The organism is Acinetobacter lwoffii (assembly GCF_024129685.1).
Classification (GTDB): domain Bacteria; phylum Pseudomonadota; class Gammaproteobacteria; order Pseudomonadales; family Moraxellaceae; genus Acinetobacter; species Acinetobacter lwoffii_X.
Genome location: NZ_JAMXXL010000021.1, coordinates 1 through 24801 on the forward strand (window position 1 = coordinate 1; position 24801 = coordinate 24801).

At 43.7% G+C, this 24801-nt stretch carries 23 protein-coding genes and 1 tRNA gene; 18 read left to right on the top strand and 6 right to left on the bottom strand.

The genetic code is table 11. The features are described from left to right. From NI464_RS10655 to NI464_RS10705, 11 genes are all read left to right on the top strand, one after another. Positions 1–89 (top strand): EF-Tu C-terminal domain-related protein (locus NI464_RS10655; protein ID WP_445585614.1); only part of this gene is annotated, 89 nt, incomplete at its 5' end. 52 nt (positions 90–141) lie between these two features. Further along, a tRNA-Trp gene (locus NI464_RS10660) sits at positions 142–217 on the top strand. 74 nt (positions 218–291) lie between these two features. Next, positions 292–732, top strand: a complete 441-nt coding sequence (gene secE, locus NI464_RS10665; protein WP_004278617.1) for a preprotein translocase subunit SecE — start codon at positions 292–294, stop codon at positions 730–732. Positions 733–739: 7 nt separating this feature from the next. Next, the gene (gene nusG, locus NI464_RS10670; protein ID WP_004278615.1) at positions 740–1273 is read left to right on the top strand and encodes a transcription termination/antitermination protein NusG; all 534 of its coding nucleotides are present in this window, start codon (positions 740–742) and stop codon (positions 1271–1273) included. A gap of 119 nt (positions 1274–1392) precedes the next feature. Continuing rightward, on the top strand, positions 1393–1821 hold the full coding sequence (rplK, locus tag NI464_RS10675; RefSeq protein ID WP_004278614.1) for a 50S ribosomal protein L11: 429 nt from the start codon (positions 1393–1395) through the stop codon (positions 1819–1821). A 3-nt stretch (positions 1822–1824) separates the two neighbouring features. Further along, positions 1825–2520 (top strand): 50S ribosomal protein L1, encoded by a 696-nt coding sequence (gene rplA, locus NI464_RS10680; protein WP_004278613.1) that lies wholly within the window; start codon positions 1825–1827, stop codon positions 2518–2520. 324 nt (positions 2521–2844) lie between these two features. Continuing rightward, positions 2845–3351 (top strand): 50S ribosomal protein L10, encoded by a 507-nt coding sequence (rplJ, locus tag NI464_RS10685; protein ID WP_004278612.1) that lies wholly within the window; start codon positions 2845–2847, stop codon positions 3349–3351. A 48-nt stretch (positions 3352–3399) separates the two neighbouring features. Then, entirely contained in the window at positions 3400–3765 is a 366-nt protein-coding gene (gene rplL / locus NI464_RS10690; protein ID WP_004278611.1) for a 50S ribosomal protein L7/L12, read from the top strand. A gap of 306 nt (positions 3766–4071) precedes the next feature. After that, positions 4072–8160: a DNA-directed RNA polymerase subunit beta gene (rpoB, locus tag NI464_RS10695; protein WP_005102827.1), complete on the top strand. Its 4089-nt coding sequence runs from the start codon at positions 4072–4074 to the stop codon at positions 8158–8160. A 163-nt stretch (positions 8161–8323) separates the two neighbouring features. Then, positions 8324–12514, top strand: a complete 4191-nt coding sequence (gene rpoC, locus NI464_RS10700; protein ID WP_004278609.1) for a DNA-directed RNA polymerase subunit beta' — start codon at positions 8324–8326, stop codon at positions 12512–12514. 201 nt (positions 12515–12715) lie between these two features. Beyond that, positions 12716–13081, top strand: a complete 366-nt coding sequence (locus NI464_RS10705) for a glycine zipper domain-containing protein (RefSeq protein ID WP_247144068.1) — start codon at positions 12716–12718, stop codon at positions 13079–13081. Positions 13082–13138: 57 nt separating this feature from the next. On the opposite strand, the gene NI464_RS10710 is transcribed toward NI464_RS10705, so the two are convergent. Then, the gene (locus NI464_RS10710; protein WP_253138353.1) at positions 13139–13633 is read right to left on the bottom strand and encodes a DUF4442 domain-containing protein; all 495 of its coding nucleotides are present in this window, start codon (positions 13631–13633) and stop codon (positions 13139–13141) included. 117 nt (positions 13634–13750) lie between these two features. Between NI464_RS10710 and NI464_RS10715 the strand changes: the two genes are divergently transcribed. The 6 genes from NI464_RS10715 (at position 13751) to NI464_RS10740 (ending at position 20079) form a co-directional block, all read left to right on the top strand. Continuing rightward, on the top strand, positions 13751–14632 hold the full coding sequence (locus NI464_RS10715; RefSeq protein WP_253138355.1) for an alpha/beta fold hydrolase: 882 nt from the start codon (positions 13751–13753) through the stop codon (positions 14630–14632). A 100-nt stretch (positions 14633–14732) separates the two neighbouring features. Beyond that, positions 14733–16097, top strand: a complete 1365-nt coding sequence (locus NI464_RS10720; protein WP_253138356.1) for a Na+/H+ antiporter family protein — start codon at positions 14733–14735, stop codon at positions 16095–16097. A gap of 330 nt (positions 16098–16427) precedes the next feature. After that, a complete protein-coding gene (locus NI464_RS10725) occupies positions 16428–17018 on the top strand; it encodes an OmpW/AlkL family protein (RefSeq protein ID WP_044111748.1) in 591 nt (196 codons plus the stop codon). A 175-nt stretch (positions 17019–17193) separates the two neighbouring features. Beyond that, a complete protein-coding gene (locus tag NI464_RS10730) occupies positions 17194–17538 on the top strand; it encodes a lysozyme inhibitor LprI family protein (RefSeq protein ID WP_180087441.1) in 345 nt (114 codons plus the stop codon). A gap of 163 nt (positions 17539–17701) precedes the next feature. Next, positions 17702–19621, top strand: a complete 1920-nt coding sequence (htpG, locus tag NI464_RS10735) for a molecular chaperone HtpG (RefSeq protein ID WP_253138358.1) — start codon at positions 17702–17704, stop codon at positions 19619–19621. A gap of 194 nt (positions 19622–19815) precedes the next feature. After that, positions 19816–20079, top strand: a complete 264-nt coding sequence (locus NI464_RS10740) for a hypothetical protein (RefSeq protein ID WP_243475124.1) — start codon at positions 19816–19818, stop codon at positions 20077–20079. Between the two features lie 82 nt (positions 20080–20161). On the opposite strand, the gene NI464_RS10745 is transcribed toward NI464_RS10740, so the two are convergent. From NI464_RS10745 to NI464_RS10760, 4 genes are all read right to left on the bottom strand, one after another. Beyond that, positions 20162–21271, bottom strand: a complete 1110-nt coding sequence (locus tag NI464_RS10745) for a hypothetical protein (protein ID WP_004647319.1) — start codon at positions 21269–21271, stop codon at positions 20162–20164. A gap of 92 nt (positions 21272–21363) precedes the next feature. Beyond that, on the bottom strand, positions 21364–22761 hold the full coding sequence (locus tag NI464_RS10750) for a hypothetical protein (RefSeq protein WP_243475126.1): 1398 nt from the start codon (positions 22759–22761) through the stop codon (positions 21364–21366). 10 nt (positions 22762–22771) lie between these two features. Continuing rightward, on the bottom strand, positions 22772–22951 hold the full coding sequence (locus NI464_RS10755) for a hypothetical protein (RefSeq protein ID WP_004647321.1): 180 nt from the start codon (positions 22949–22951) through the stop codon (positions 22772–22774). 252 nt (positions 22952–23203) lie between these two features. Further along, positions 23204–23371: a hypothetical protein gene (locus NI464_RS10760; protein WP_004647322.1), complete on the bottom strand. Its 168-nt coding sequence runs from the start codon at positions 23369–23371 to the stop codon at positions 23204–23206. 410 nt (positions 23372–23781) lie between these two features. Between NI464_RS10760 and NI464_RS10765 the strand changes: the two genes are divergently transcribed. Continuing rightward, positions 23782–23982, top strand: a complete 201-nt coding sequence (locus NI464_RS10765) for a dodecin family protein (protein ID WP_004278594.1) — start codon at positions 23782–23784, stop codon at positions 23980–23982. A 67-nt stretch (positions 23983–24049) separates the two neighbouring features. On the opposite strand, the gene NI464_RS10770 is transcribed toward NI464_RS10765, so the two are convergent. Next, entirely contained in the window at positions 24050–24742 is a 693-nt protein-coding gene (locus NI464_RS10770; RefSeq protein WP_004647323.1) for a DsbA family oxidoreductase, read from the bottom strand. Positions 24743–24801: the final 59 nt, after the last annotated feature.

A 24801-nucleotide genomic window follows, 5' to 3' on the forward strand; every position in this document is an offset into this window, starting at 1 on the left:
CAATCGCAATGGACCCAGGTCTACGTTTTGCGATCCGTGAAGGCGGTCGTACAGTTGGTGCTGGTGTAGTTGCTAAAGTAACTGCATAATCATAGAATAAGACAAGCAGGTTGGAGTTTAGGCTCCAACTTGTTGTTTTGCAGGTCAGTAGTTCAATTGGTAGAGCGTCGGTCTCCAAAACCGAATGTTGGGGGTTCGAGTCCCTCCTGACCTGCCAAGTTTCTAAAAAGACGCTTGATGTCGGCAAAATTGGTCATATAATAAGTCGCGAAACCTACGACGAGTACAAAAATGTCGAATGAAAAATCACGCGACGCATTAGGCGAAGCGGCAATTCCTCAAAGAAATAATCCTGCAGTAGATGTAAGTTCTGGTTCTCCATTAGACATGGTTCTATGGGTTATCGCCTTGATTTTATTGGTTGGTGCAATGATGGTAAACCAATATTTACCAGCGTACTGGGCACCTGCGAATGATATTTGGGTGCGCGTTGGGGTGATTTTGGCTTGTATCGTTGCAGCATTCGGTTTATTATACGCCACCCATCAAGGCAAAGGCTTTATTCGTCTGCTGAAAGATGCACGAATTGAGTTGCGTCGAGTGACCTGGCCTACCAAGCAAGAGACGATGTCCACATCTTGGCAAGTTCTTGTTGTAGTCGTAATTGCATCCATCTTATTGTGGTGTTTTGACTATATTTTAGGCTGGTTAATGAAGTTTATTATCGGGTAAGAGAGCTATGAAACGTTGGTACATTATTCATGCCTATTCAGGTTATGAAAAACAAGTGATGCGTTCGCTTAATGATCGAATCCAGCGTAGCGCTGTTGCCGATAGCTTTGGTGAAGTCCTTGTTCCTACCGAAGAAGTGGTAGAAATGAAGGATGGCAAGAAGCGTAAATCAGAGCGTAAGTTCTTTCCTGGCTATGTCCTAGTCGAAATGGAAATGAACGATGATACTTGGCACATTGTTAAAGAATGTCCAAAAGTTTTAGGTTTTATTGGTGGTACGGCTGAAAAACCGGCACCGATTACGCAAAAAGAAGCAGATGCGATTCTTGCGCGTGTACGCAATACTGGCGAAGCACCTCGTCCTAAGACGATGTTTGAACCAGGCGAAGAATTACTCGTGGTTGACGGTCCATTCACCGACTTTAAAGGTGTGGTGGAAGAAGTTCAGTACGAAAAGTCACGTTTAACGCTGACCATTAATGTATTTAACCGACCAACTCAAGTTGAATTGGAATTTCGTCAAGTCGAAAAATCAGTCTAATTTGTATGGGTTGAAAACGCCTGACTTATTTATAAGTCAGGCATTGTTGTTGTAACGGTATCGTTACTTGAAATCATTGGGGAGCCTTCACCGGCGTTTGCACCCAGAGGTAATTTGAAATGGCTAAGAAGATTGACGGCTATATCAAGCTGCAAGTTCCAGCTGGTAAAGCGAATCCATCTCCACCGATTGGTCCTGCACTAGGTCAACGTGGTGTAAACATCATGGCATTCTGTAAAGAATTCAATGCTGCTACACAAAAAGTTGAAGCTGGTCTGCCAATTCCAGTCGTGATCACTGTGTACAACGACAAGTCGTTCACATTCATCATGAAAACTCCACCTGCTGCTGTTCTTCTTAAGAAAGCTGCTGGTATCCAGAAGGGTTCAGCTGTACCTAACAAAACTAAAGTTGGTAAGTTGACTCGTGCTCAAATCGAAGAAATCGCGACTACTAAAGAACCAGATTTGACTGGTGCTGATTTAGACGCACGTGTACGTACCATTGCTGGTTCTGCGCGTTCTATGGGCTTGGAAGTGGAGCTTTAAGACATGGCTAAATTAACTAAACGTCAAAAAGCGATTGTAGCTGCTGTAGAAGCGCACAAAGTTTACACGCTAGAAGAAGCTGTTGCAGTTTTAGAGAGCCTTCCAGCTCCTAAATTCAAAGAATCTCTAGATATCGCGGTAAACCTAGGTGTTGATCCTCGTAAATCTGACCAAGTTGTTCGTGGCGCGACTACACTTCCTGCAGGTACTGGTAAAACTGTACGTGTAGCTGTATTCGCTCAAGGCGCTGCTGCTGAAGCTGCTAAAGCTGAAGGCGCAGACGTTGTTGGTTTCGACGATCTTGCTGAAAGCATCCAAGCGGGTAACCTTGACTTTGACGTAGTAATTGCTGCTCCAGATGCAATGCGCGTTGTAGGTAAACTTGGTACGATCCTTGGTCCACGTGGCTTAATGCCAAACCCTAAAGTGGGTACTGTAACTCCTGACGTTGCTACTGCAGTTAAAAATGCAAAAGCTGGTCAAGCACGTTACCGCGTAGATAAAGCTGGTATTATCCATGCTGCGATCGGTCAAGTAGGTTTTGAAGCTGCTGCTGTTCGTCAAAACGTTGAAGCACTTGTTGCTGACTTGAAGCGTTTGAAACCTGCTACGTCTAAAGGCGTATACATTCAAAAGATCACTTTGAGCTCAACTATGGGCCCTGGTTTGATCGTTGATGTAGCAAACGTTTCTAAATAAGTCTCGACTTATTACAGAATTTTAAAGCCCTGAAGATGTCTCCTTCTCCCTCTGGGAGAAGGTCGGGAAGAGGGTTAAACCTCTCCCTAGCCCTCTCCTAAAAGGAGAGGGGATAATTTAGGCAAACTTTGAATTGGTAAATGAAAATTTATCAGCGTCAAAGACCGCGGGCGAGGGGAGTTTTATGCTTCTCTCTTAATAGCCCAGCCTGCGTAGACGCGGTGGTGTGATTTGTTCATCCTCCGCGTGTGAGTCCAGTGATGGTCTTGCGAATTGGGAGTGTACTTCGCGTAAGTACATAAATCACCGTTAGGAGGTTTTACAATGGCTCTTCTTATCGAAGGCAAAAAACAGATCGTAGCTGAAGTAGCTGAAGTTGCTTCTACTGCATTTGCTGCTGTTGTTGCTGACTACCAAGGTTTGACTGTAGAGCAGTTAACTACTCTACGTGTTGAAGCGCGTAAACTTGGTGTTACTACACGTATCGTTCGTAACACTTTGGCTAAACGTGCTCTTCAAGATACTCAATTCAATATCTTGAACGACAACCTTGTTGGCCCAACAATCTTAGCTTTCTCGAATTCTGAAGACGACATGGGTGCTGCTGCACGTTTGTTCGAAGAATTCGCTAAAACTAATAAAGCATTTGAACTTAAAGCTGCTGCATTTGATGGCAAACTTTATCAAGGTGCAGAAGTTAGCGTAATCGCGAATCTTCCGAACCAAGAGAAAGCGCTTACTATGCTTGCAAACGTTCTTCAAGCTCCTATTTCGAAATTGGGCCGCTTACTTACAGCGCTTCAAGAGAAAAACGAGTCAGAAGCTGCTTAAGCTCAAACTTAAACACACATCATTCAATACCCATTTGGAGTTAATCTCATGGCTTTAACAAACGAAGAAATCCTAAACGCAGTTGCTGAAAAAACTGTTCTTGAACTTGTTGAACTTATCTCTGCTTTCGAAGAGAAATTCAATGTATCTGCTGCTGCTGTAGCTGTTGCTGCTGGTCCAGCTGCTGCTGCTGCTGAAGAACAAACTGAATTCAATGTTGAATTGACTTCTTTCGGCGCGAACAAAGTTGCTGTAATTAAAGCAGTTCGTGAAGCGACTGGCCTTGGCTTGAAAGAAGCTAAAGACATGGTTGAAGGCGCTCCTGCAGTTCTTAAAGAAGGCGTTTCTAAAGAAGAAGGCGAAGAGCTTAAGAAGAAACTTGAAGAAGCTGGTGCTACAGTTACTCTTAAGTAATTTCTTAAGGGAGCCGGTTTTTTATAATCGGCTCCAAAAATTGGCTGATGGCTCTTGGGTCATCAGCCTTTTTGCGTTACAATAATCGGCTCGATTTTTGTTTGCATGATATAAAAATCATACAAATTGAAAATAAACATAATGAACAAACGTTTACCAATATTTTTCATTAAAAAATATTGATAAGCGTTTTAATACCACTAAAAATTGCAGCATTTGTAAAGAGTGGTGGCCATATCGGCCAGCGTAATTCCTTCTGAGCCCGTTCTGCAGGCGGGCTTGGTTTACACTTTCCGAGGACTCCAGATGGCATACTCATATACCGAAAAGAAACGGATCCGTAAGAATTTTGGTAAATTGCCTAGCGTCATGGATGCTCCGTACTTGCTCGCGATTCAAGTCGACTCGTACAGAACATTCTTACAAGATGGCAAATCACCAAAAAACCGCGAAGATATCGGTCTCCAAGCCGCATTTCGTTCAGTTTTTCCTATTGAAAGTTATTCTGGCAATGCTGCTTTAGAATTTGTTGAGTATAGTCTTGGTAAGCCTGAGTTTGATGTACGCGAATGTATCCTTCGTGGCTCAACTTATGCAGCACCAATGCGTGTAAAAATTCGTTTGATCCTGAAAGATCGTGAAACGAAGTCAATTAAAGACGTACGTGAACAAGAAGTCTATATGGGCGAAATGCCATTGATGACGGATAACGGTACCTTTGTAATTAACGGTACCGAGCGTGTGATCGTGTCACAATTACACCGTTCACCAGGCGTATTCTTTGACCACGATAAAGGCAAGACTCACTCAAGTGGTAAAGTCCTTTATTCAGCACGTATCATTCCTTACCGTGGTTCATGGTTAGACTTTGAATTCGATGCCAAAGACCTCGTCTATGTACGTATTGACCGTCGTCGTAAATTGCTTGCGACTGTGGTACTCCGTGCCTTGGGTTATAGCAACGAAAACATTCTCGACATGTTCTACGAGAAAGTACCTGTGTATCTTGACATGGGTAGCTACCAGATTGACCTGGTGCCTGAACGTTTGCGTGGCGAAATGGCACAATTTGACATCCTGGACAAGGATGGCAAGGCAATTGTTGAGCAAGGTAAACGTATCAATGCGCGTCATGTACGTCAAATGGAAGCTTCAGGTCTTGAAAAACTTGCAGTGCCTGATGAGTACCTGTATGAGCGTATCACTGCTGAAGATATCCCATTAAAAGATGGTGATGTGATTGCGGCCAATACTGTATTAAGCCATGAAATCATGGTGAAAATTGCAGAAGGCGGCGTGAAGCAGTTCAATATTCTGTTCACTAATGATATCGACCGCGGTTCATTCGTTGCAGATTCTCTACGTGCAGATACAACGAGCAATCGTGAAGAAGCATTGGTAGAAATCTACAAAGTGATGCGTCCTGGCGAACCACCAACAAAAGAAGCTGCTGAAAACTTATTCAATAACTTGTTCTTCTCTTCTGAACGTTATGACTTGTCTCCAGTGGGTCGTATGAAGTTCAACCGTCGTTTGGGTCGTCCTTACGAAGTCGGTACAGACCAGAAGTCACGTGAGGTTGAAGGCATTCTCTCGAACGAAGATATCACTGATGTATTAAAAACATTAGTTGAAATCCGTAACGGTAAAGGTGAAGTCGACGATATCGATCACTTGGGTAACCGTCGTGTTCGTTCTGTGGGTGAAATGACAGAAAACCAATTCCGTGTAGGTCTGGTTCGTGTAGAACGTGCTGTTAAAGAGCGTTTATCACAAGCTGAAACTGACAACCTGTCTCCGCAAGATTTGATCAATGCGAAGCCTGTTGCTGCTGCAATCAAAGAGTTCTTTGGTTCAAGCCAGTTGTCTCAGTTTATGGACCAAAACAACCCATTGTCTGAAATCACGCACAAACGTCGTGTTTCTGCGCTTGGTCCCGGCGGTTTGACGCGTGAACGTGCAGGCTTTGAAGTACGTGACGTACATCAAACTCATTACGGTCGTGTATGTCCAATTGAAACACCGGAAGGTCCAAACATTGGTTTGATCAACTCGCTTTCTGTTTATGCGAAATGTAACAACTTTGGTTTCCTGGAAACCCCATACCGTAAAGTGGTTGATGGTCGTGTAACAGATGAAGTTGAATACCTGTCTGCGATTGAAGAAGTAGGCACTGTCATTGCACAGGCCGATTCTGCAATGGATAAAGATGGTAACTTAACAGAAGAGTTTGTATCTGTACGTCATCAAGGTGACTTCGTACGTATTCCTCCTGAAAAAGTAACGCATATGGATGTATCTGCTCAGCAGGTCGTATCTGTAGCAGCGTCACTGATTCCATTCCTAGAACACGATGATGCCAACCGTGCATTAATGGGTTCGAACATGCAACGTCAGGCAGTTCCGACGTTGATTGCTGACAAGCCGCTTGTTGGTACCGGTATGGAAGCGAACGTAGCACATGACTCAGGTGTATGTGTGATCGCTCAACGTGGTGGTCGTATCGAGTTTGTTGATGCGTCTCGTGTGGTTATTCGTGTGAATGAAGACGAAATGATCGCAGGTGAAGCAGGTGTAGATATCTACAACCTGATCAAGTACACCCGTTCGAACCAGAACACTTGTATCAACCAGAAAGTTCTTGTGAACCTGGGCGATAAAGTGGGTCGTGGTGATGTCCTGGCTGATGGTCCATCGACTGATGGCGGTGAGCTGGCACTGGGTCAAAACATGCGCGTTGCGTTCATGACCTGGAATGGTTACAACTACGAAGACTCGATCTTACTTTCTGAGCGTGTACTTCAGGAAGACCGTTTAACGTCTATTCATATCCAGGAATTGTCATGTGTTGCACGTGATACCAAACTGGGTGCGGAAGAAATCACTGCTGATATTCCGAACGTAGGTGAAGCTGCTCTGTCTAAACTGGACGAGTCAGGTATTGTTTACATCGGTGCTGAAGTAACTGCTGGGGACATCCTTGTAGGTAAAGTAACCCCTAAAGGTGAAACACAGCTTACTCCAGAAGAAAAATTGCTACGTGCAATCTTCGGTGAAAAAGCGGCTGACGTAAAAGACTCATCTTTACGCGTTCCATCAGGTACAAAAGGTACTGTGATTGACGTTCAAGTGTTTACACGTGACGGTCTTGAAAAAGACGAACGTGCTCAAGCAATTGAAAAAGCACAATTGGACGCATACCGTAAAGACTTGAAAGAAGAATTTAAAATCTTCGAAGAAGCTGCACGTGAACGTGTAATCCGTCTACTGAATGGCCAAGAGTCGAATGGTGGCGGTACAACTAAACGTGGCGACAAACTGTCTGAAGACGTGTTGTCTGGTTTAGAGCTTGTTGATCTTCTTGAAATTCAACCAGTTGATGAAGCAATTGCTGAACGTTTAACTCAAATTCAAGTGTTCTTGAAAGAGAAGAGCTTCGAAATTGACGAGAAATTTGCTGAGAAAAAACGCAAACTTTCTACAGGCGATGAACTGACGACTGGCGTATTGAAAGTAGTTAAAGTTTATCTTGCTGTAAAACGTCGCATCCAGCCGGGTGATAAGATGGCGGGTCGTCACGGTAACAAAGGTGTTGTATCAAACATCTTGCCGGTAGAAGACATGCCACATGATGCCAACGGCGTACCTGTTGATATCGTATTGAACCCGCTTGGCGTACCATCGCGTATGAACGTGGGTCAGATTCTTGAAACTCACTTGGGTATGGCGGCGAAAGGTCTTGGCGATCAAATCGACAAGATGATGAAAGAGCAACGTACTGTACTTGAGCTTCGTGATTTCCTAGACAAGATTTACAACAAAGTTGGTGGCGAGCAAGAAGATCTTGATAGCTTGACTGATGAGGAAATCTTGAAACTTTCTGGCAACTTGCGTGCTGGTGTGCCTTTGGCTACTCCTGTATTCGATGGTGCTGAAGAAGGTCAGATCAAAGAGTTGTTACAACTTGCAGGCCTATCTAGTACTGGTCAGACCGTATTATATGATGGTCGTACTGGTGAGCGTTTCGATCGTCCGGTAACTGTTGGTTACATGTACATGCTGAAACTGAACCACTTGGTTGATGACAAGATGCATGCGCGTTCAACTGGTTCTTACTCTCTAGTAACGCAACAGCCGCTTGGTGGTAAAGCACAATTCGGTGGCCAGCGTTTCGGTGAGATGGAAGTCTGGGCACTAGAAGCTTACGGTGCAGCATATACTCTACAAGAAATGCTGACTGTGAAATCGGATGACGTTGAAGGCCGTACCCGTATCTACAAGAACATTGTGGATGGCAACCATTATATGGACCCGGGCATGCCTGAATCGTTCAACGTATTGACCAAAGAGATCCGTTCTTTAGGTATCAACATTGAACTGAAAAATGGTGACTAAGAATCTCCATTAAATCTCCCCAAACCCCTCTTTGATAAAGAAGGGCTTCCCCCCTTAACAAAGGGGGATTGAGGGGGATTCTTGGGATTCCCAATTCAGTTAAAAAACAATATTTGTGACCCAGTTGTTGAGTGAAAATCTCCACAACACACGGAGAAAAAAATTGAAAGACTTGCTCGATATCATGCGCAAAAAGACGGATTCAGACGGTCATGCTCCAGTAGAGTTTGACCGCATCCGTATTGGTCTTGCGTCACCAGAAATGATTAAGTCATGGTCTCACGGTGAAGTTAAAAAGCCAGAAACCATTAACTATCGTACGTTCAAGCCTGAACGTGATGGTTTGTTCTGTGCCAAAATCTTTGGTCCAGTGAAAGATTACGAATGCTTGTGTGGTAAATACAAGCGTATGAAATACAAAGGCGTCATTTGTGAAAAATGTGGCGTTGAAGTAACAACTGCGAAAGTTCGTCGTGAACGTATGGGTCACATCGAGCTGGCTTCTCCAGTTGCACACATCTGGTTCTTGAAATCATTGCCTAGCCGTATCGGTCTATTATTAGACATGACGCTACGTGATATTGAACGTGTATTGTATTTCGAATCTTATGTAGTGACCGATCCGGGTATGACTCCATTTGAGAAATACCAACTTCTAAATGATGAAGAATACTTCAATGCATTAGAAGAACACGGTGATGAATTCACAGCGAAAATGGGTGCTGAAGCGGTTCAAGACTTGTTGAAAGACATCGATCTTGAAGCTGAAATTGCACGTCTTCGTGAAGAAATTCCTGTTACAACTTCAGAAACCAAGCTGAAAAAAGCGTCTAAGCGTTTGAAGTTGATGGAAGCATTCAACGATTCGAACAACAAGCCAGAATGGATGGTGTTAACTGTACTTCCAGTTCTTCCACCAGACCTCCGTCCGCTTGTACCACTTGAAGGTGGTCGTTTCGCGACTTCTGACCTGAACGATCTTTATCGTCGTGTGATCAATCGTAACAACCGTTTGAAGCGTCTTCTTGACCTTGCAGCGCCAGACATCATCGTACGTAACGAAAAACGTATGTTACAAGAGTCTGTAGATGCATTGCTGGATAACGGTCGTCGTGGTCGTGCAATTACCGGTTCGAACAAGCGTCCGCTTAAATCTTTGGCAGACATGATCAAAGGTAAGCAAGGTCGTTTCCGTCAAAACTTACTTGGTAAGCGTGTTGATTACTCTGGTCGTTCGGTCATTACTGTTGGTCCAAACCTGCGTTTGCACCAATGTGGTCTTCCTAAGAAAATGGCCCTTGAACTGTTCAAGCCATTCATCTTTGCGAAACTACAAGCTTCTGGTCAAGCAACCACCATTAAAGCTGCGAAGAAAATGGTTGAGCGCGAGACTCCAGAAGTTTGGGACGTTCTTGCTCACGTGATTCGTCAACATCCAGTGATGTTGAACCGTGCGCCAACTCTTCACCGTTTGGGTCTTCAAGCATTTGAACCGATCCTGATCGAAGGTAAAGCGATCCGTCTACACCCACTCGTATGTGCTGCGTTTAACGCCGACTTCGATGGTGACCAAATGGCGGTACACGTACCATTAACACTTGAAGCTCAGCTTGAAGCTCGTGCGTTAATGATGTCGACCAACAACATCTTGTCTCCAGCGAACGGTGAGCCCATCATCGTACCGTCTCAGGACGTTGTCTTGGGCTTGTATTACATCACGCGTGATGCAATCAATGCCAAAGGTGAGGGCATGGTGTTCGCGGATACTCACGAAGTAAACCGTGCACTGGCAACAGGTCAGGTTGATCTACACGCTCGCGTTAAAGCACGTGTACACCAGACTGTGATCGACGAAGATGGTAACCGTGAACAGCAAACCATTATTGTAGATACGACGCCTGGTCGTTGCCTACTTTGGGAAGTTGTGCCTGAAGGTATGGATTTCCAGCAAATTAACGTTGAGATGACCAAGAAAAATATCTCGAAGTTAATTAACTCTTGCTACCGTAAATTGGGTCTGAAAGATACTGTTATCTTCGCTGACCAGTTGATGTACTTGGGCTTCCGTCAAGCGACGCGTTCAGGTGTATCTGTCGGTATGGAAGACATGGTTATTCCACCGCAAAAACAAGCAATTATTGGTAAAGCGGAAGCTGAAGTTCGTGAAATCGAACAACAGTTCGAACAAGGTTTCGTAACTGCTGGCGAGCGTTATAACAAAGTGGTCGATATTTGGGCGCGTACCAATGACCAGGTTGCTAAAGCGATGATGGACAACTTGTCATTCACGACTGTTAAAAACAAACAGGGTGAAGACGAGAAGCAAAAATCATTCAACTCGATCTATATGATGTCTGACTCAGGTGCCCGTGGTTCGGCAGCTCAGATTCGTCAGTTGGCGGGTATGCGTGGTTTGATGGCGAAGCCGGATGGCTCGATCATTGAAACGCCTATTAAAGCGAACTTCCGTGAAGGTTTGACCGTACTTCAGTACTTCATCTCGACACACGGTGCGCGTAAAGGTTTGGCCGATACAGCATTGAAGACTGCGAACTCTGGTTACTTGACTCGTCGTCTGGTAGACGTTGCGCAAGACTTGGTCATTACCGAGCCGGATTGTGGTACGTATGACGGTCTGGTCATGACTCCGTTCATTCAAGGTGGCGATGTCATCGAAAACCTGGGTGCACGAGTATTGGGTCGTGTGGTTGCTGAAGATGTGAAACGTGTAGGTACAGACGAAGTTCTGCTTCCACGTAATACGTTAATTGACGAGAAATTGGCGACGTTTATCGAAAGCCAGGGTGTCGACGAAATTAAAGTACGTTCAGTCGTGAACTGTGCGTCTACCTTCGGTGTATGTGCGAAATGTTACGGTCGTGACCTAGCACGTGGTCATCAGGTGAACCCGGGTGAGTCTGTTGGTGTAATGGCAGCTCAATCGATTGGTGAGCCAGGTACACAGTTAACGATGCGTACCTTCCACGTCGGTGGTGCTGCGAGCCGAACTTCTGCTGCAAACAGTGTACAAGTTCGTAACCAAGGTACAGTACGTTTCCACAACGTGAAAACAGTACAACATGCCAAAGGTCATTTGGTGTCGACTTCACGTTCAGGTGAAATCGGTATTGCGGATGATTTAGGTCGTGAGCGCGAGCGCTATAAACTGCCTTACGGTGCGTCTATCTTGCTGAAAGATGGCGAAGCTGTAGAAGCAGGCGGTATTGTGGCGACTTGGGATCCGCATACACATCCATTGGTAACAGAAGTTGCTGGTAAAGTACGTTTCAGCCAGATTGCTGATGGCGTGACGGTTACTTCTAAAACTGATGATGCAACAGGTATGTCAACCATTGAAATCTTGCCAGTGACTTCACGTCCTGCGTCAGGTAAAGATTTGCGTCCTGCTGTTGTGTTGGATACCGTTGATGGTGGTGAACAGTTCTACTTCCTGCCACAGAACACGATTCTTTCTGTTCGCGATGGCGAAACGATTGGTGTCGGTGATGTCATCGGTCGTGTACCACAAGAAACTTCACGTACCCGTGATATTACCGGTGGTCTGCCGCGTGTAGCTGACTTGTTCGAAGCACGTAAGCCAAAAGAGCATGCAATCCTTGCAGAAGTGTCGGGTGTTGTAAGCTTTGGTAAAGAGACCAAAGGTAAGAACCGTCTGGTGATTACGCCGGATGATGGCTCTGAGATTTATGAAGAGCTGATTCCGAAATGGCGTACGATTAACGTGTTCGAAGGCGAACATGTGAACCGTGGTGAAACTATTTCTGATGGTCCACAGAACCCGCACGATATCTTACGTTTGAAAGGCGAAGTTGCGCTTACAAACTACATCGTGAACGAAGTTCAGGACGTATATCGTCTGCAAGGTGTAAAAATCAACGACAAGCATATTGAAGTCATCGTACGTCAAATGCTGCGTAAAGTTGATATCACTGATGGCGGCGATACCAGCTTTATCAAAGGCGAACAAGTGGATTACATCCGCGTTGTTCAAGAAAACCAAGCAGTTCTTGCACAAAACAAGTTCCCTGCGAAGTTTGAACGTCAATTGATGGGTATTACCAAAGCATCGCTTTCTACTGACTCGTTCATCTCTGCTGCATCGTTCCAGGAAACCACGCGTGTGTTAACTGAAGCGGCTGTAACAGGTAAAGAAGATGACTTACGTGGCTTGAAAGAGAACGTAGTTGTAGGTCGCCTGATCCCAGCGGGTACAGGTTTGGCTTACCACCTGGAGCGTCGTCGTCAAGAAGCAGAAGCTGCAGAATTTGAACTGCACAATGACTTCTCTGATGTAGACCAAGCGCTTAGCCAGGCATTTAACGAAGAATTCTAATTCGAGTTAAAGCTGAGAAAAGAGACGCCTTCGGGCGTCTTTTTTTGTCTAAAATTTATAAATAAGACAGCTTGAACAGAAGAATAATCCATTGATATTTACAAAACTCAGCAGGAATACCGAGAGAAGTAACACGCTACAGATTTTAGTTTCATAAAATGAAGATAAGCTTAATTAAAGCAAGACAGGAAGGCCAAGGTCATGAAAAAATTAATAGGTGTTATGGCAGTTGCCACTCTTTCCACCTTTATGTTGGCGGGTTGTGAAAGTATGTCTGCCAATGAGCAACGGATCGGTGCTGCGGCCCTTGGTGGTGCAGTCGGTGGTGGTGTTGGTAATAAAGTCGGCGGTGGCGTTGGTGCAGCTGTTGGTGGTGGTGCCGGTGCTGCAGTGGGTAGTAAATCCCAAGGCGGTTCAAACCGTAATGCGACCTATAGTGGTGTAGGTGGTGCTGTTGGTTCCGCAGTCGGTAAAAGCATCTTCGGTGGTAATGCGGGTGCTGCAATCGGTGGCGCAATCGGTGGTGGTGCCGGTGCTGCGATTGAACAGGATAACCGTCGTCGTTAAGTCGAAAGTCACTTCAGATTCATCTAGATTTAAAAGCGCCAATGTGGCGCTTTTATCTTATTTAGGAGCGTTAATTTTCCCTTTGCTCTGTTTACGCCGGATATATACTGTTTTTTCTACTTCGGCAATTCTGACCCCGGCTTCATCATAAATATTCAGCTGATAATGTCGATACACTGGCGCATTATCGGCTGCCAGATTGATAATCGTGGCAATTTCTTCAGCAGAAATCCGAATGTCCGCCACCACTGTGCCGCGACCCGGTGCCAAAAACTGAATGCTGGCGCCTTTATCCCAGACCAGATATTTCGGCCCCAAATGATGCATCAGCAATAACATGTAAAAGGGATCGACCATCGAATACAGGCTGCCACCAAAATGCACACCGACAATATTCTGGTTTTTACGGGTCAGCGGCATTTTGACCCGAACGTGATAATTATTAAAATCAATCTTATTAATTTCAATGCCTGCACCACGATAAGGGGCATAGCGGTTCAGAATAAATTTTGAAACCAGAGGCAGTTTTTGAATTTTCTGGAATAGGCTCATACTGACATTCTTTTTGCGGCTGTGATTATGCATACTAGAGCAACAAAAATGCGCTGGCATTGATCAATCATGCCGATTTATAAACTAAGTGGTCAATAATAAAAACAGGATCAAAAGATGGAAATGCACATGCAATGGGTCGATACGACGGATCAGCAGCGTCTCTGTGTCAAAACTTATGGACAACCAGAACAGCCGGCCTTGGTACTGGTTCATGGCTATCCTGATCATCAAGCGGTTTGGGAGCCAGTCATTGCTCATTTGAGTCAGGATTATTTTGTGGTGACCTATGATGTCCGTGGCGCAGGGGAGTCCAGTATTCCCAAAAAAATCTCCGATTACCGCTTGGCCCGTTTAAGTCAGGATCTGGATGAGGTGGTGAATAAGATATTGCCGAATCGAGCTTTTCATCTGGCCGCGCATGACTGGGGCTCAATTCAGTCCTGGGAATCTGTCACCGATCCACGCTTCAAAGGACGAATTCTGTCTTATAGCACCTTGTCTGGACCATGTCTGGATCATGCCGCTTTCTGGATGCGTGAACAGTTCCAGCAAAACAAGGCAAAATTCTTAAAGCAAATGAGCAAGTCCTGGTATATTGCTGTGTTTCAGTTGCCCTTGGTGGCGCCATTGGCCTGGAATTTTTTTAATCCGCAGCGTTGGAGCAAGATCGTGCAGCAACTGGAAAGACACGATAATCTGCCACTCAACACGCATATTGTCAAAGATGGCAAATATGGTGTGAACCTGTACCGGGCCAATTTTTTGCCACGCTTAACTCAACCACGGCAGCGTTTTGCCATCTGTCCGGTACAGGCAATTGTGCTGAAATATGACCAGTTTGTCGGGCCAGATCTGGTCGATGAGATGTCCAAATGGGCGGATGACTTCTCCAAAGTAGAACTGGCTGCCAATCACTGGGCGATTCTAAGTCAGCCGGAGCAAGTGGCTCAATTGATTGATGAGTTTATTCAGCGTAAATCTGTTGTCATCACTTGATAGGCCACTCCGCGAAACATGAACCCACCAGAAAAAAGTGGCGGAATTTTTATCCGCATTTTCTGATAAAATAGCCGCTTTCTCTCTATTCCGATTCATTATGTTCGCAATTCTTGCTGCTATTGGAGTCATGTTCGGACTCTCGTTGGCACGTGTACCTGTGGTTTTTGCCCTGGTCATTGGTGCTGTTACAGGTGGTTTATTGGCAGGTCTGGGCCTGCAGGGAACCTTGGACGCGTTTAACAATGGTTTGGGTGGTGGTGCCAAAATTGCCTTGGCTTACGGTATTTTAGGTGCATTTGCTTTGGCTCTGGCGCGTTCGGGTTTACCGGATTTACTGGCTTATAAAATGATCAGCACCTTAAAAGGTGAGGCCGATTTTAAAGCGCAAAACCGGGTGAAATATCTGATCTTCTTCACGGTTGCTATTGCAGCCGTGTTCTCGCAGAACGTCATTCCCGTGCATATTGCCTTCATTCCGGTACTGATTCCGCCGCTATTGATTGTATTTAACCATTTACAACTGGATCGCCGTTTGGTGGCCTGTTTGCTGACCTTTGGTCTGGTTGCCACCTATATGCTCATTCCAGTCGGTTTTGGCGCGATCTTCCTGAATGATATTCTAGGTCATAACATCAATACCTTTGGTAAGCCTTATGGTTTTGAAATTACTTATGATCAGATTCCCTCTGCAATGGTCATTCCGGTCATTGGCATGCTTGTCGGGTTGTTGATTGCCATTTTCTTCTCTTACCGTAAACCACGTCTCTATAAAGATATTCATGTCGAAGAACAGCAAAGTATTTCTGCTGAACTCGGAGTAGAGCAAAACCTTAAACCTGAAATTTCGAAATTCACCATCTGGATGGCCGGCCTTGCAGTCGTAGCAACATTGGCTGTACAGCTGTATTCAGATTCAATGATTCTGGCAGGTTTAGTCGGTGTTGCGATTCTAAGCTGTGCCGGCATTTTCAAGTGGAAAGAAGCGGATGATGTGATCATTACCGGTATGCGCATGATGGCGCTGGTCGGCTTTATCATGATTGCAGCACAAGGTTTTGCCGCCGTGATTGAAGCGACCAATCAGGTACCTGCACTGGTTGAAGCATCGGTCAACTGGATTGGTGACAGTCAGGCACTGGCAGCGTTCCTGATGTTGCTCATCGGCCTGTTGATTACCCTAGGCATTGGTTCATCATTTTCAACCGTGCCGATTCTGGCCATCATCTATGTACCGCTGTGTATCCAGTTTGGTTTCAGCCCGGCTGCGACCATTGCGATTATCGGGACTGCGGCGGCTTTAGGCGATGCCGGCTCTCCAGCGTCAGATTCAACTCTAGGCCCAACATCCGGTCTGAATATGGATGGTCAGCATGACCATATGAAGGATAGTGTGGTTCCAACCTTCATTCATTTTAATATTCCGCTTATCATCTTTGGGTGGATTGCAGCCATGGTTCTGTAAGTAAATTTCAATCTGCTCTGATAACTATTGGAGCAGATTTATCTGGATTTAAAATAAATAATAAGATGTATTTAAAATATATGTTTAAATAAAAATTAATATAAACCTGATTATTTTAGTCTGAATAAATTCATGTTTATCCGATTAATATACTGGGTATTTAAAACCAACCAATCTAGTCAATTTAAAATAAATTATTTTTTAAATCAGTATGTTAAATAATAATTAAAAATTAGTTTTATAATCCTTATTGCATATTATTTTCCCTCGTGTTTATTATTAATTAAGATTTATTTTCTTAATAATTATTCTTCCTGTGGGTATTTTAAAATGTTAAAGCAAGTAGCTCTAATTGCATTAATGGGTCTTTCTGCATCTGCGATGGCAGGTCAATGGCAGGTGAAAGTTGGTGCCAGTTCTTTAGCACCATCAAGTGACACTGAAATTGCACCAGGTTTAGTCGTAGAAGCGGATCAAGAATATGGTTTTACGCCTTCGGTCGAATACTTCTTTAATGACAATATCTCTGCAGAACTTTTATTAGCCACGCCATTTAATCACGATATTTCTCTTCAAGGTGTGGGTAAGGTGGCTAAGATCAAACATCTGCCGCCTACAATTACTGCTAAATATAACTTTAAAAATGCAACACGTTTTACGCCATATATTGGTGTAGGTGGCACAGCTTTTATTGCTTGGGATGAAGAAGGTCTGGCTAAAGATGTGAAAGAGGAATTTGGTTTGGCAGGTCAGGTCGGTTTTAATTATCAGCCAGCCGATGCCAAAAACTGGGGGGTATTTGCTGACGTGCGCTATGCAGATTTGAGTCCTGAAGTGACTTTAGATGATGCTGATAATACTAAATTCGACTTGAATATTGATCCTTGGGTTTACACGATCGGTTATAGCTACAAGTTCTAAATTCTAACCTTGCTCAACAAAAAAGTCTCATCTTGAATGAGACTTTTTTTTCAAAATAACAACGATTTATAACTTATTGAAATTGAGCAGATCGGCAATGTTCAACTATATTAAAATGAATAAAGTAAATATTAATTGAATACGACTTAATAATTGAATAATAAGGAAGATCAGCATGAGGTTTTTAAACCAAGGTATTTTAATCTTCTTCAGCCTGCTGGCAGGGTCTGCCTATGCGGCGAGTTTTGATTGTCAGAAAACTGAAACCGTGACAGAGAAAGCGATTTGTGAACATCGTCTGCTCAATGATGCCGATGTCAAGATGAGCACCAGCTATCATATTTTGCGCCGTATGGTGCCTATGGGAACCCGCTCGGTGATCCAGCGCGATCAGGTGAAATGGCTACAGTTTCGTGACCGCTGTCAGGAATCTGTGTCTTGTCTGAGTCAGGTTTATAATATGCGCCAGCAGCAAATAGACCTGCAATTTCAACGTATTTATAAGCTTGGGCCTTATTAGGACTTAAACCTAAGCCTTTACAAATCCAAGCCATTTTAGATCAAACGATCCTTTATAAAGTATCTTGAGAAAAAATATACAACTGGCTATTGAAAATTTAGCAACTCACTCCATTCATATAGGCAACAGTATTGACCTGTATTTAAAATAAAAGGAGTGATTAATGAGCGAGTCTAGCGCACAAAAACATAGTTTCCAGGCTGAAGTGGCTCAGTTACTACATCTCGTGACCCATTCGCTTTATTCAAACCCTGAAATTTTCCTACGCGAATTGATCTCGAATGCCTCAGATGCATGCGACAAATTACGTTTTGAAGGGATTAACCATCCCGAATTTTATGAAAATGATCCGGATCTGCGCGTTCGTGTCAGTCTGGATGCAGACAATAAAACCATTACCATTTCAGATAACGGGATCGGCTTAAGCGAACAGGAAGCTATTGATAATTTAGGGACTATTGCCAAATCAGGCACCAAAGACTTTATGTCCAAACTGACCGGCGATCAAAAAGCTGATGCCCAGCTAATTGGCCAGTTTGGTGTCGGTTTCTATTCCGGTTTTATTGTGGCTGACAAGATCACGGTAGAGTCGCGTCGTGCTGGCACAGATGTCTCTGAAGGGGTGCGCTGGATCAGTGGCGGAACCGGTGAGTTCGAAGTTGAACAGATCACGAAACAAGGACGTGGTACCGATATTATTTTGCATCTCCGTGACGATGCGCTAGATTATTTGCAAAGCTATAAAGTGAAGCAGATTATCAATAAATATTCAGACCACATCAGCCTGCCAATCCAGATGCAAAAAGAAGTCTGGCAGGAAGAAGAAGCGGCTGAAGGTGAAACTGCTCAAGGTGGCCAATATGTCAAAACCGATGAGTGGGAAGCCATTAACTCAGCCAGTGCATTATGGACTCGTAACAAGTCTGAAATCACTGAAGAGCAGTATGTCGAGTTCTACAAGAACTTAAGCCATGATTTCGCAGCGCCATTGGCTTGGGCGCATAATCGGGTTGAGGGCAGCACTGAATATACCCAGTTATTATATATTCCAAGCAAAGCGCCACATGATATTTTCACCCGTGAATCCAAAGCTGGTATCAAACTGTATGTGAAACGCGTGTTCATTATGGATGATGCAGATAACCTGATTCCAAACTATCTGCGCTTTGTGCAAGGTGTGGTGGACAGTGCCGATCTGCCATTGAACGTGAGCCGTGAATTACTGCAAGAAAGCCGTGATGTAAAAACCATCCGTGAAGGCAATACCCGCCGTATCCTGACCATTTTGGATAATCTGGCTAAATCTGAAGATGAAAAAGATCAGGCAAATTTCAAGACCTTCTATCAGGAATTTGCTTCAGTATTGAAAGAAGGTCTGGGCGAAGATTTCAGTAACCGTGAACGTATCTTAAAACTGCTGCGTTATGCGACGTCGACCAATGATGAAGTCAGCACATCATTGGCAGACTATAAAGCACGTATGAAAGATGGGCAGAAAGCCATTTATTATGTGACTGCAGATAGTCTGAATGCTGCGAAAAATTCACCACAACTGGAACTGTTCAAGAAAAAAGGCATTGAAGTTCTGTTGATGACTGAACGCGTGGATGAATGGGCGATGAACTTCGTGAATGAGTTCGATGGTACACCATTGCAAAACGTATCTAAGGGTGCGGTTGACTTAGGTGACCTTCAGGATGCGGAAGAGAAGAAAGCCCTTGAAGAAGCCGCAGCCCAGTTTAAACCGGTGGTGGATAAGTTGACGGATTCATTAAAAGACAAGACCAAAGAAGTGCGGGTGACGACGCGTCTGGTCGATTCTCCGGCTTGTCTGGTGACTGGCGAAGGTGAATTGTCTCCACAGCTGATTCGTATGCTGAAAGATGCGGGTCAACCTGTGCCGGATATCAAGCCGATTCTGGAAATTAACCCGGGACATCCGTTGGTGAAAAAACTGGATGGCTCAGCGCAGTTTGATGATCTGGCCAATGTGATCTTCGACCAAGCGGTGATTGCAGAAGGTGGATTACCAGAAAATCCTGCTGAATATGTCAAGCGGATTAATAGTTTGCTGCTTGCTTAAGTGCTGATATATTGAATGAGAAAATCCCTCTTCGGAGGGATTTTTTATGCCTGCTTCATTTTTCATTTCTAGAAATGATCTGGAAAAACGATAGAGAGAATAAAAAAATACCTTCGAATCATAAATCTATATTTTAGATTATTAATTAATTTTTAATTTATAATTGCGATCATTAAGCAAAGAGAGAGAATGTTATGAAATCTAAGCTGATGATCAGTATGGGCGCTGTAATCCTGATGTCGATGAGCCAGTTTAGTCTAGCGGCACCTGCTGCAGAAAAAGTGGTACGCACAGATCGCATTAGCTTTTATAAAACAGCAAAAGTAAACGTAACAAAACCGAAACGTGTACAACGTAGCGATCATATTCGCTTCACTATGCCGGTGATGGAACAACCCTCATTGCAGCAAAAACGTGTGCTACGCAGTGATCGTATTATCTTGAATAAAACCAGCTAATACTTGCCACGCTGATTGCCTCAGTAATATTGAAAAAAGCCCATGAATGATGGGCTTTTATTATTTTCTCGTATCAGTCAGTTTAAAATAACGCTTCTAAACGCACCAAAGCTCCGACATAGTGATCACGATCTTCGCGATGATCATTCAAATAGTTCAGGTCGGTCTGGACAAAAAACCATTCACGTAAAAAAGGTTGTCTCCACGACACATAGGGGCCCCAGCGGTTGAGACGCAGATCCTTGTCATTTAGATAACCACCGGTATAAATGCCGTAACTGAAACGGTTGTCCTGAAAAAACTGATGTTGCCTGAAGGTGTAGTTGTCCCAGGTCAGATCATCGTCTTGATCATCTGCATAAGTCAGACTAAGCTGATTGGAGAAAAAGGCCTGATTGGGACGGGCATGGATTAGCTCCAGATTGGTCCGTAAATAGTTTTCGCTTTGAATGCCGTAGCGATAAATCTGTTCGGCATGAAAAGAGTAGTCATTTTCCAGCGTCCAATCTTTACTGGCTTTGACACGCAGGTAAATATCATCTCCAGAACGCAAGCCCAGATCCAGATCGGTTTCGAAAGGAATGCGATCTGACCATTCAGACCAACGTAAGGCAAAAGAGCTGTTATCTTCACGTGCACGTTTAGTATCCAGACGTTTATCTCCGGAAGTGGCAGGATTTTCATTGGTAATCGCGACATTACTGTCTAATTCATTGTCCAGACTGTCATCACCAAAAACCACACTCAGCTTTTGTTCCAAGGTCGGAAGCTTGATCTTGCCGCGGATTCGGGGCTTAATCTCATAGCCTTCATATTCATCCCAGCGATTATCTAGAATGATCCGTAATGTGGCTGCAGCTGGCTGATCCGGATCGGTTTCACCAAACCAGTTATCAATTTTATGTGCAGTACGATCAGCCCATTCGCGGATGCCTTTCTGTTTTTGATCCGCCCATGAATAATTTTCTGTCTCTAGCGTGGATGGAACGATGGCGACACTTGATTGCTCTGGCAGAACTGTTGGTGTTGCATCGATCAAACGTGGAATCTGATCCAGTAAGCCTGATCGGCTGGGCTCTGTATTTGTTGAACTGGCAGGAGCAGCTGTGACTGAATTTGCCCAGGACATGCTACCGCTCATTCCTAGGCCCAGAGAGAGCAGTAAAGTTTGAGTAATCCTGTTTATTTGCATGAGATATTTGTTGCTCTTGTATGCTTATATTTAGCTGTAGTTTTCTAAAAAATCGCCTTAAAAAGCAAGTTAAAGCTACAAAATAACAGCAATTATTCAATCATTTGAGCCTGAATTTCCCGATAAAGTTCCAGCACATGAATCGGTTGCGGCATTGTTAAAATAATATTGTGAATATTCTGCCAATTTAGCTGTTTGTCGCGTTGCAGCAAGATGTGTGGATAGGCCAGCTCCTTCTCTGCCATAGACATGCGTTTTTCACCATGAATCACTCGGATTTTTTGATGTTCCTGCAGTAAGAGTACAGGAGTAGAAAAATTCGCAGCAGCTTCTTGAAACGAGATAAATTTTTGCTTCTGAATAAACTGGGCGGGTATAAAAGGATGGTAATCTGGCTTTGTCCAGACTGTTTCAGCCTGCTGCAAGTAAGCCGTTGAAAAAAGCTCGAGTTGCATGAACCTGATGCTTATAACAGACCAGGCCAGTGATTTAATCGCAGCAGCCTGGCGTTGATGGTGGGTAAGCCAATGTTGAATACAATAGTGAGCCTGCAACTGACTCGGTACCCCTAAGAGCATCAGATATTTAACAAACTGGCCTTGCAGATTCAGTTGTTCAACCAAATAAACCTGACGTGCCTGCCAATTATCTTCTGCTGCATAATACAGTGCGATATCCAAATAGGCAGGATGTTCGATCTTCTCAGTCATTTCTAAAGCACAGAGCCGCTGGATATTGGTTTCTTCTAAGCCTAAAGGGTGTACATGGGCGTTTAGTTCGCCTAGTTGAATCTGTGCAGGGAATTGAATCAATTCGGAGGCTGTGATCTGTTCTTGCGGAATGGTCGTTTCAGTTTTTAACTGAGGATTTAACGCCTCGCGTTCAATTTGTATCTGATTGGTTGACTCATCTGAGCGATTTAATTCTAGTGCATGAATTCTTACGCGCGGCCGTCCCCGATGATATTTGGTTGTTTCCATAGAATTGCAGCTGGTTTCAGCTTCGTGTAAGGATAAGGCTGGAACGATCAAGGGTGGATCCTGTTTCAGGCAAGAAAATCGTTGCTGTTGTTGCAACAGCCAGATATAGCAGTGTTGCAATTCAGCCCATTGGCTGTGCAGGGCAGGAGATTGGGGAGCCGGAATCAGCCAAATTTGCCAGCCACGTTCAGGATGATGTAAAACTGCCCAGCCTGAATCCGGATGGGCAGACAGTGCTTGTTCCAGTGCTAAGATTTCGGTGAAATAGCCACGAAAGCTTAGATGATAAGACGTATTAGCAGAAAATTGGTAAGCAACAAGTTCAGGTTGAGTGCGGGCCTTAAATGCTGAAATCTGGGTCTTGAAAATAGGCTCATCACACAGATTAAAAATATCGCGTATCCTTTTTTTAGAACGGGCAATTTCATAGAAAGGCAGGACTTTATGCTCCAGTTGCTGCGCCAGTCCATGTAGTTCTTTAATTAAGTGTGCTTTTTCTAAAGCATTCATTTTTTGATCTCTAGAGATGTTTCAGTGCTTTATCCAGGGTTTGTGCCAGTACAATGTTAACCGCCAGCTCGACCAGTCTGTATTCAGCAGAATTCGAGTCTGTATAGCTTTCTGCCATTTCAATTAAATAATCAATAGAAACTGACTGAGGCGGAATTTTGCCCTGTACCAATGCCTGAAGTTCATGCATAAAAAATTTTCTTATCATTAATCTATTTATATTGCTGCAATTATAAGCAGAGATCACATAAAATAGTGATCTATTTTGAGTGTTTTATAAACAAATTTTTTAATTAAAAGTGATAAAAATCAATAGAAAAAATGAGAGTAGGAAATAATCGATATTTTTGAGAGTTGTGCATCTTTTACACAGAATGTGTTCAATATGATAAAAAAAGCAGGCTGAATCAATCAGCCTGTTTTAATGCAAAACAGTTTTGCATTAAGCCGTTTTTTCAGTTGCTACAGTCGCAGCATCTGTATTTACTGTTTCAGCAGGTGCTTTAGTCGCTGGAAAGTCTGGCAGATGAACCACTTGCGCCATTTGTGCAGACGCTTGAACGGAAAAAGCCATAACGGTTGCAGCGAAAGCAAATTTAAGAGCATTCATAGGATGACCTTTAATATCAGAGTGTTCAATGACTTGAACAGAGGAGAATATTTAAACTTAATTCGGGTGAAATAATAGCAAATAAGACTTAATATAAAATGATAGATTCGGCAAATTCAGGCAGTAAATTTTAGATAAATTACTCTATAAAACAATAAATTAGTGTATTTACTCTAGTTTGATTTTTATGATTTTACAGGACTTTATGCTTTGTTTTGGCGATGAGAATCTGGACTTGATCGAGTGCCAAAACAAACGGCGATGTGTTTTTGATCTGCCAATTTAAGATTGAATTTCGAGCTTTGTTCAATCCATGTAAGTTTTTGCTATCGCTTGTTTACGGGCTGCTGCAATCTTCTGAGAATGGACTAAGATGGAATTCCATTCATTTTCATGCTGAGAGTTTTATTATGGCAATTGCAAAAGTGGTAGAAGTCAATTCAAGCAGCAATAAAAGCTTTGAAGATGCGATTCAAACGGGCATTCAAAAAGTCACAGAAACGGTCAAAAATGTACAAGGTGCTTGGATCAATGAACAGAAGGTTGTCATTAAAGAAAATAAAATCACGGAATATCGTGTCAATTTAAAAATTAGTTTTCTGGTTGATTAAGCGAATGCCATTCAATAACAAATAAAAAAACCCCATTTAAAATGGGGTTTTTTTATTGAACGTTGTTTTATTTAGCTTGGTCTGGCGTGTCACACGTTTCTGGTGAGCACTGTGCTGCCTGACTGTTGGTTGATGTATCGAGCGCTTTTTCAAATACTTGCAGGAAAACTTCTTTAGGCTGCGCGCCTGCCAATGCCACACGTTGATCAAAAACAAAGAAAGGTACACCGGTCACTTTGAGTTGTTCATGTGCGACTTCCTGATCGAATTTGACAAAATCAGCATATTCTTCCGAATCCAACAGGTCATCGACTTCGACCGGATTCAGGCCAATACGCGCTGCGACATCTTCCAGTGTTTCACGTTCTCCAATCGCCAGACCTTGGGTCATATAGCTATAGAAGAACGCTTCCTGTGCTTCATTGCCCAAACCTTTGCTTTGCGCCAGGTGAATCAGGCGATGCGCATTAAAGGTATTGCCTGAATTGGCACCTTCCCAGTTAAATTCAATACCTTCGGCTTTGGCCATTTCAGCAATATTGCGCTGCATCTCTTCGACTTCTGCCACGGTGCGGCCATATTTTTGCGCCAGACGCTCAGAGTTGGAGACTTCCTGACGTACCGGTGCTTCAGGATCGAGCTGGAAACTGTGCCAATGTACTTCTAGCTCAATACCTGCTTCTTGTGCAGCAGCTTCTAAACGTTTTTTACCAATATAGCAGAAGGGGCAAACCACATCTGACCAGATATCTACGCGCATGTCATGTCTCTAATTTTGCTCTTGTGTTCAAGTATGAGGGTGAAGAATCAGAATTTAAA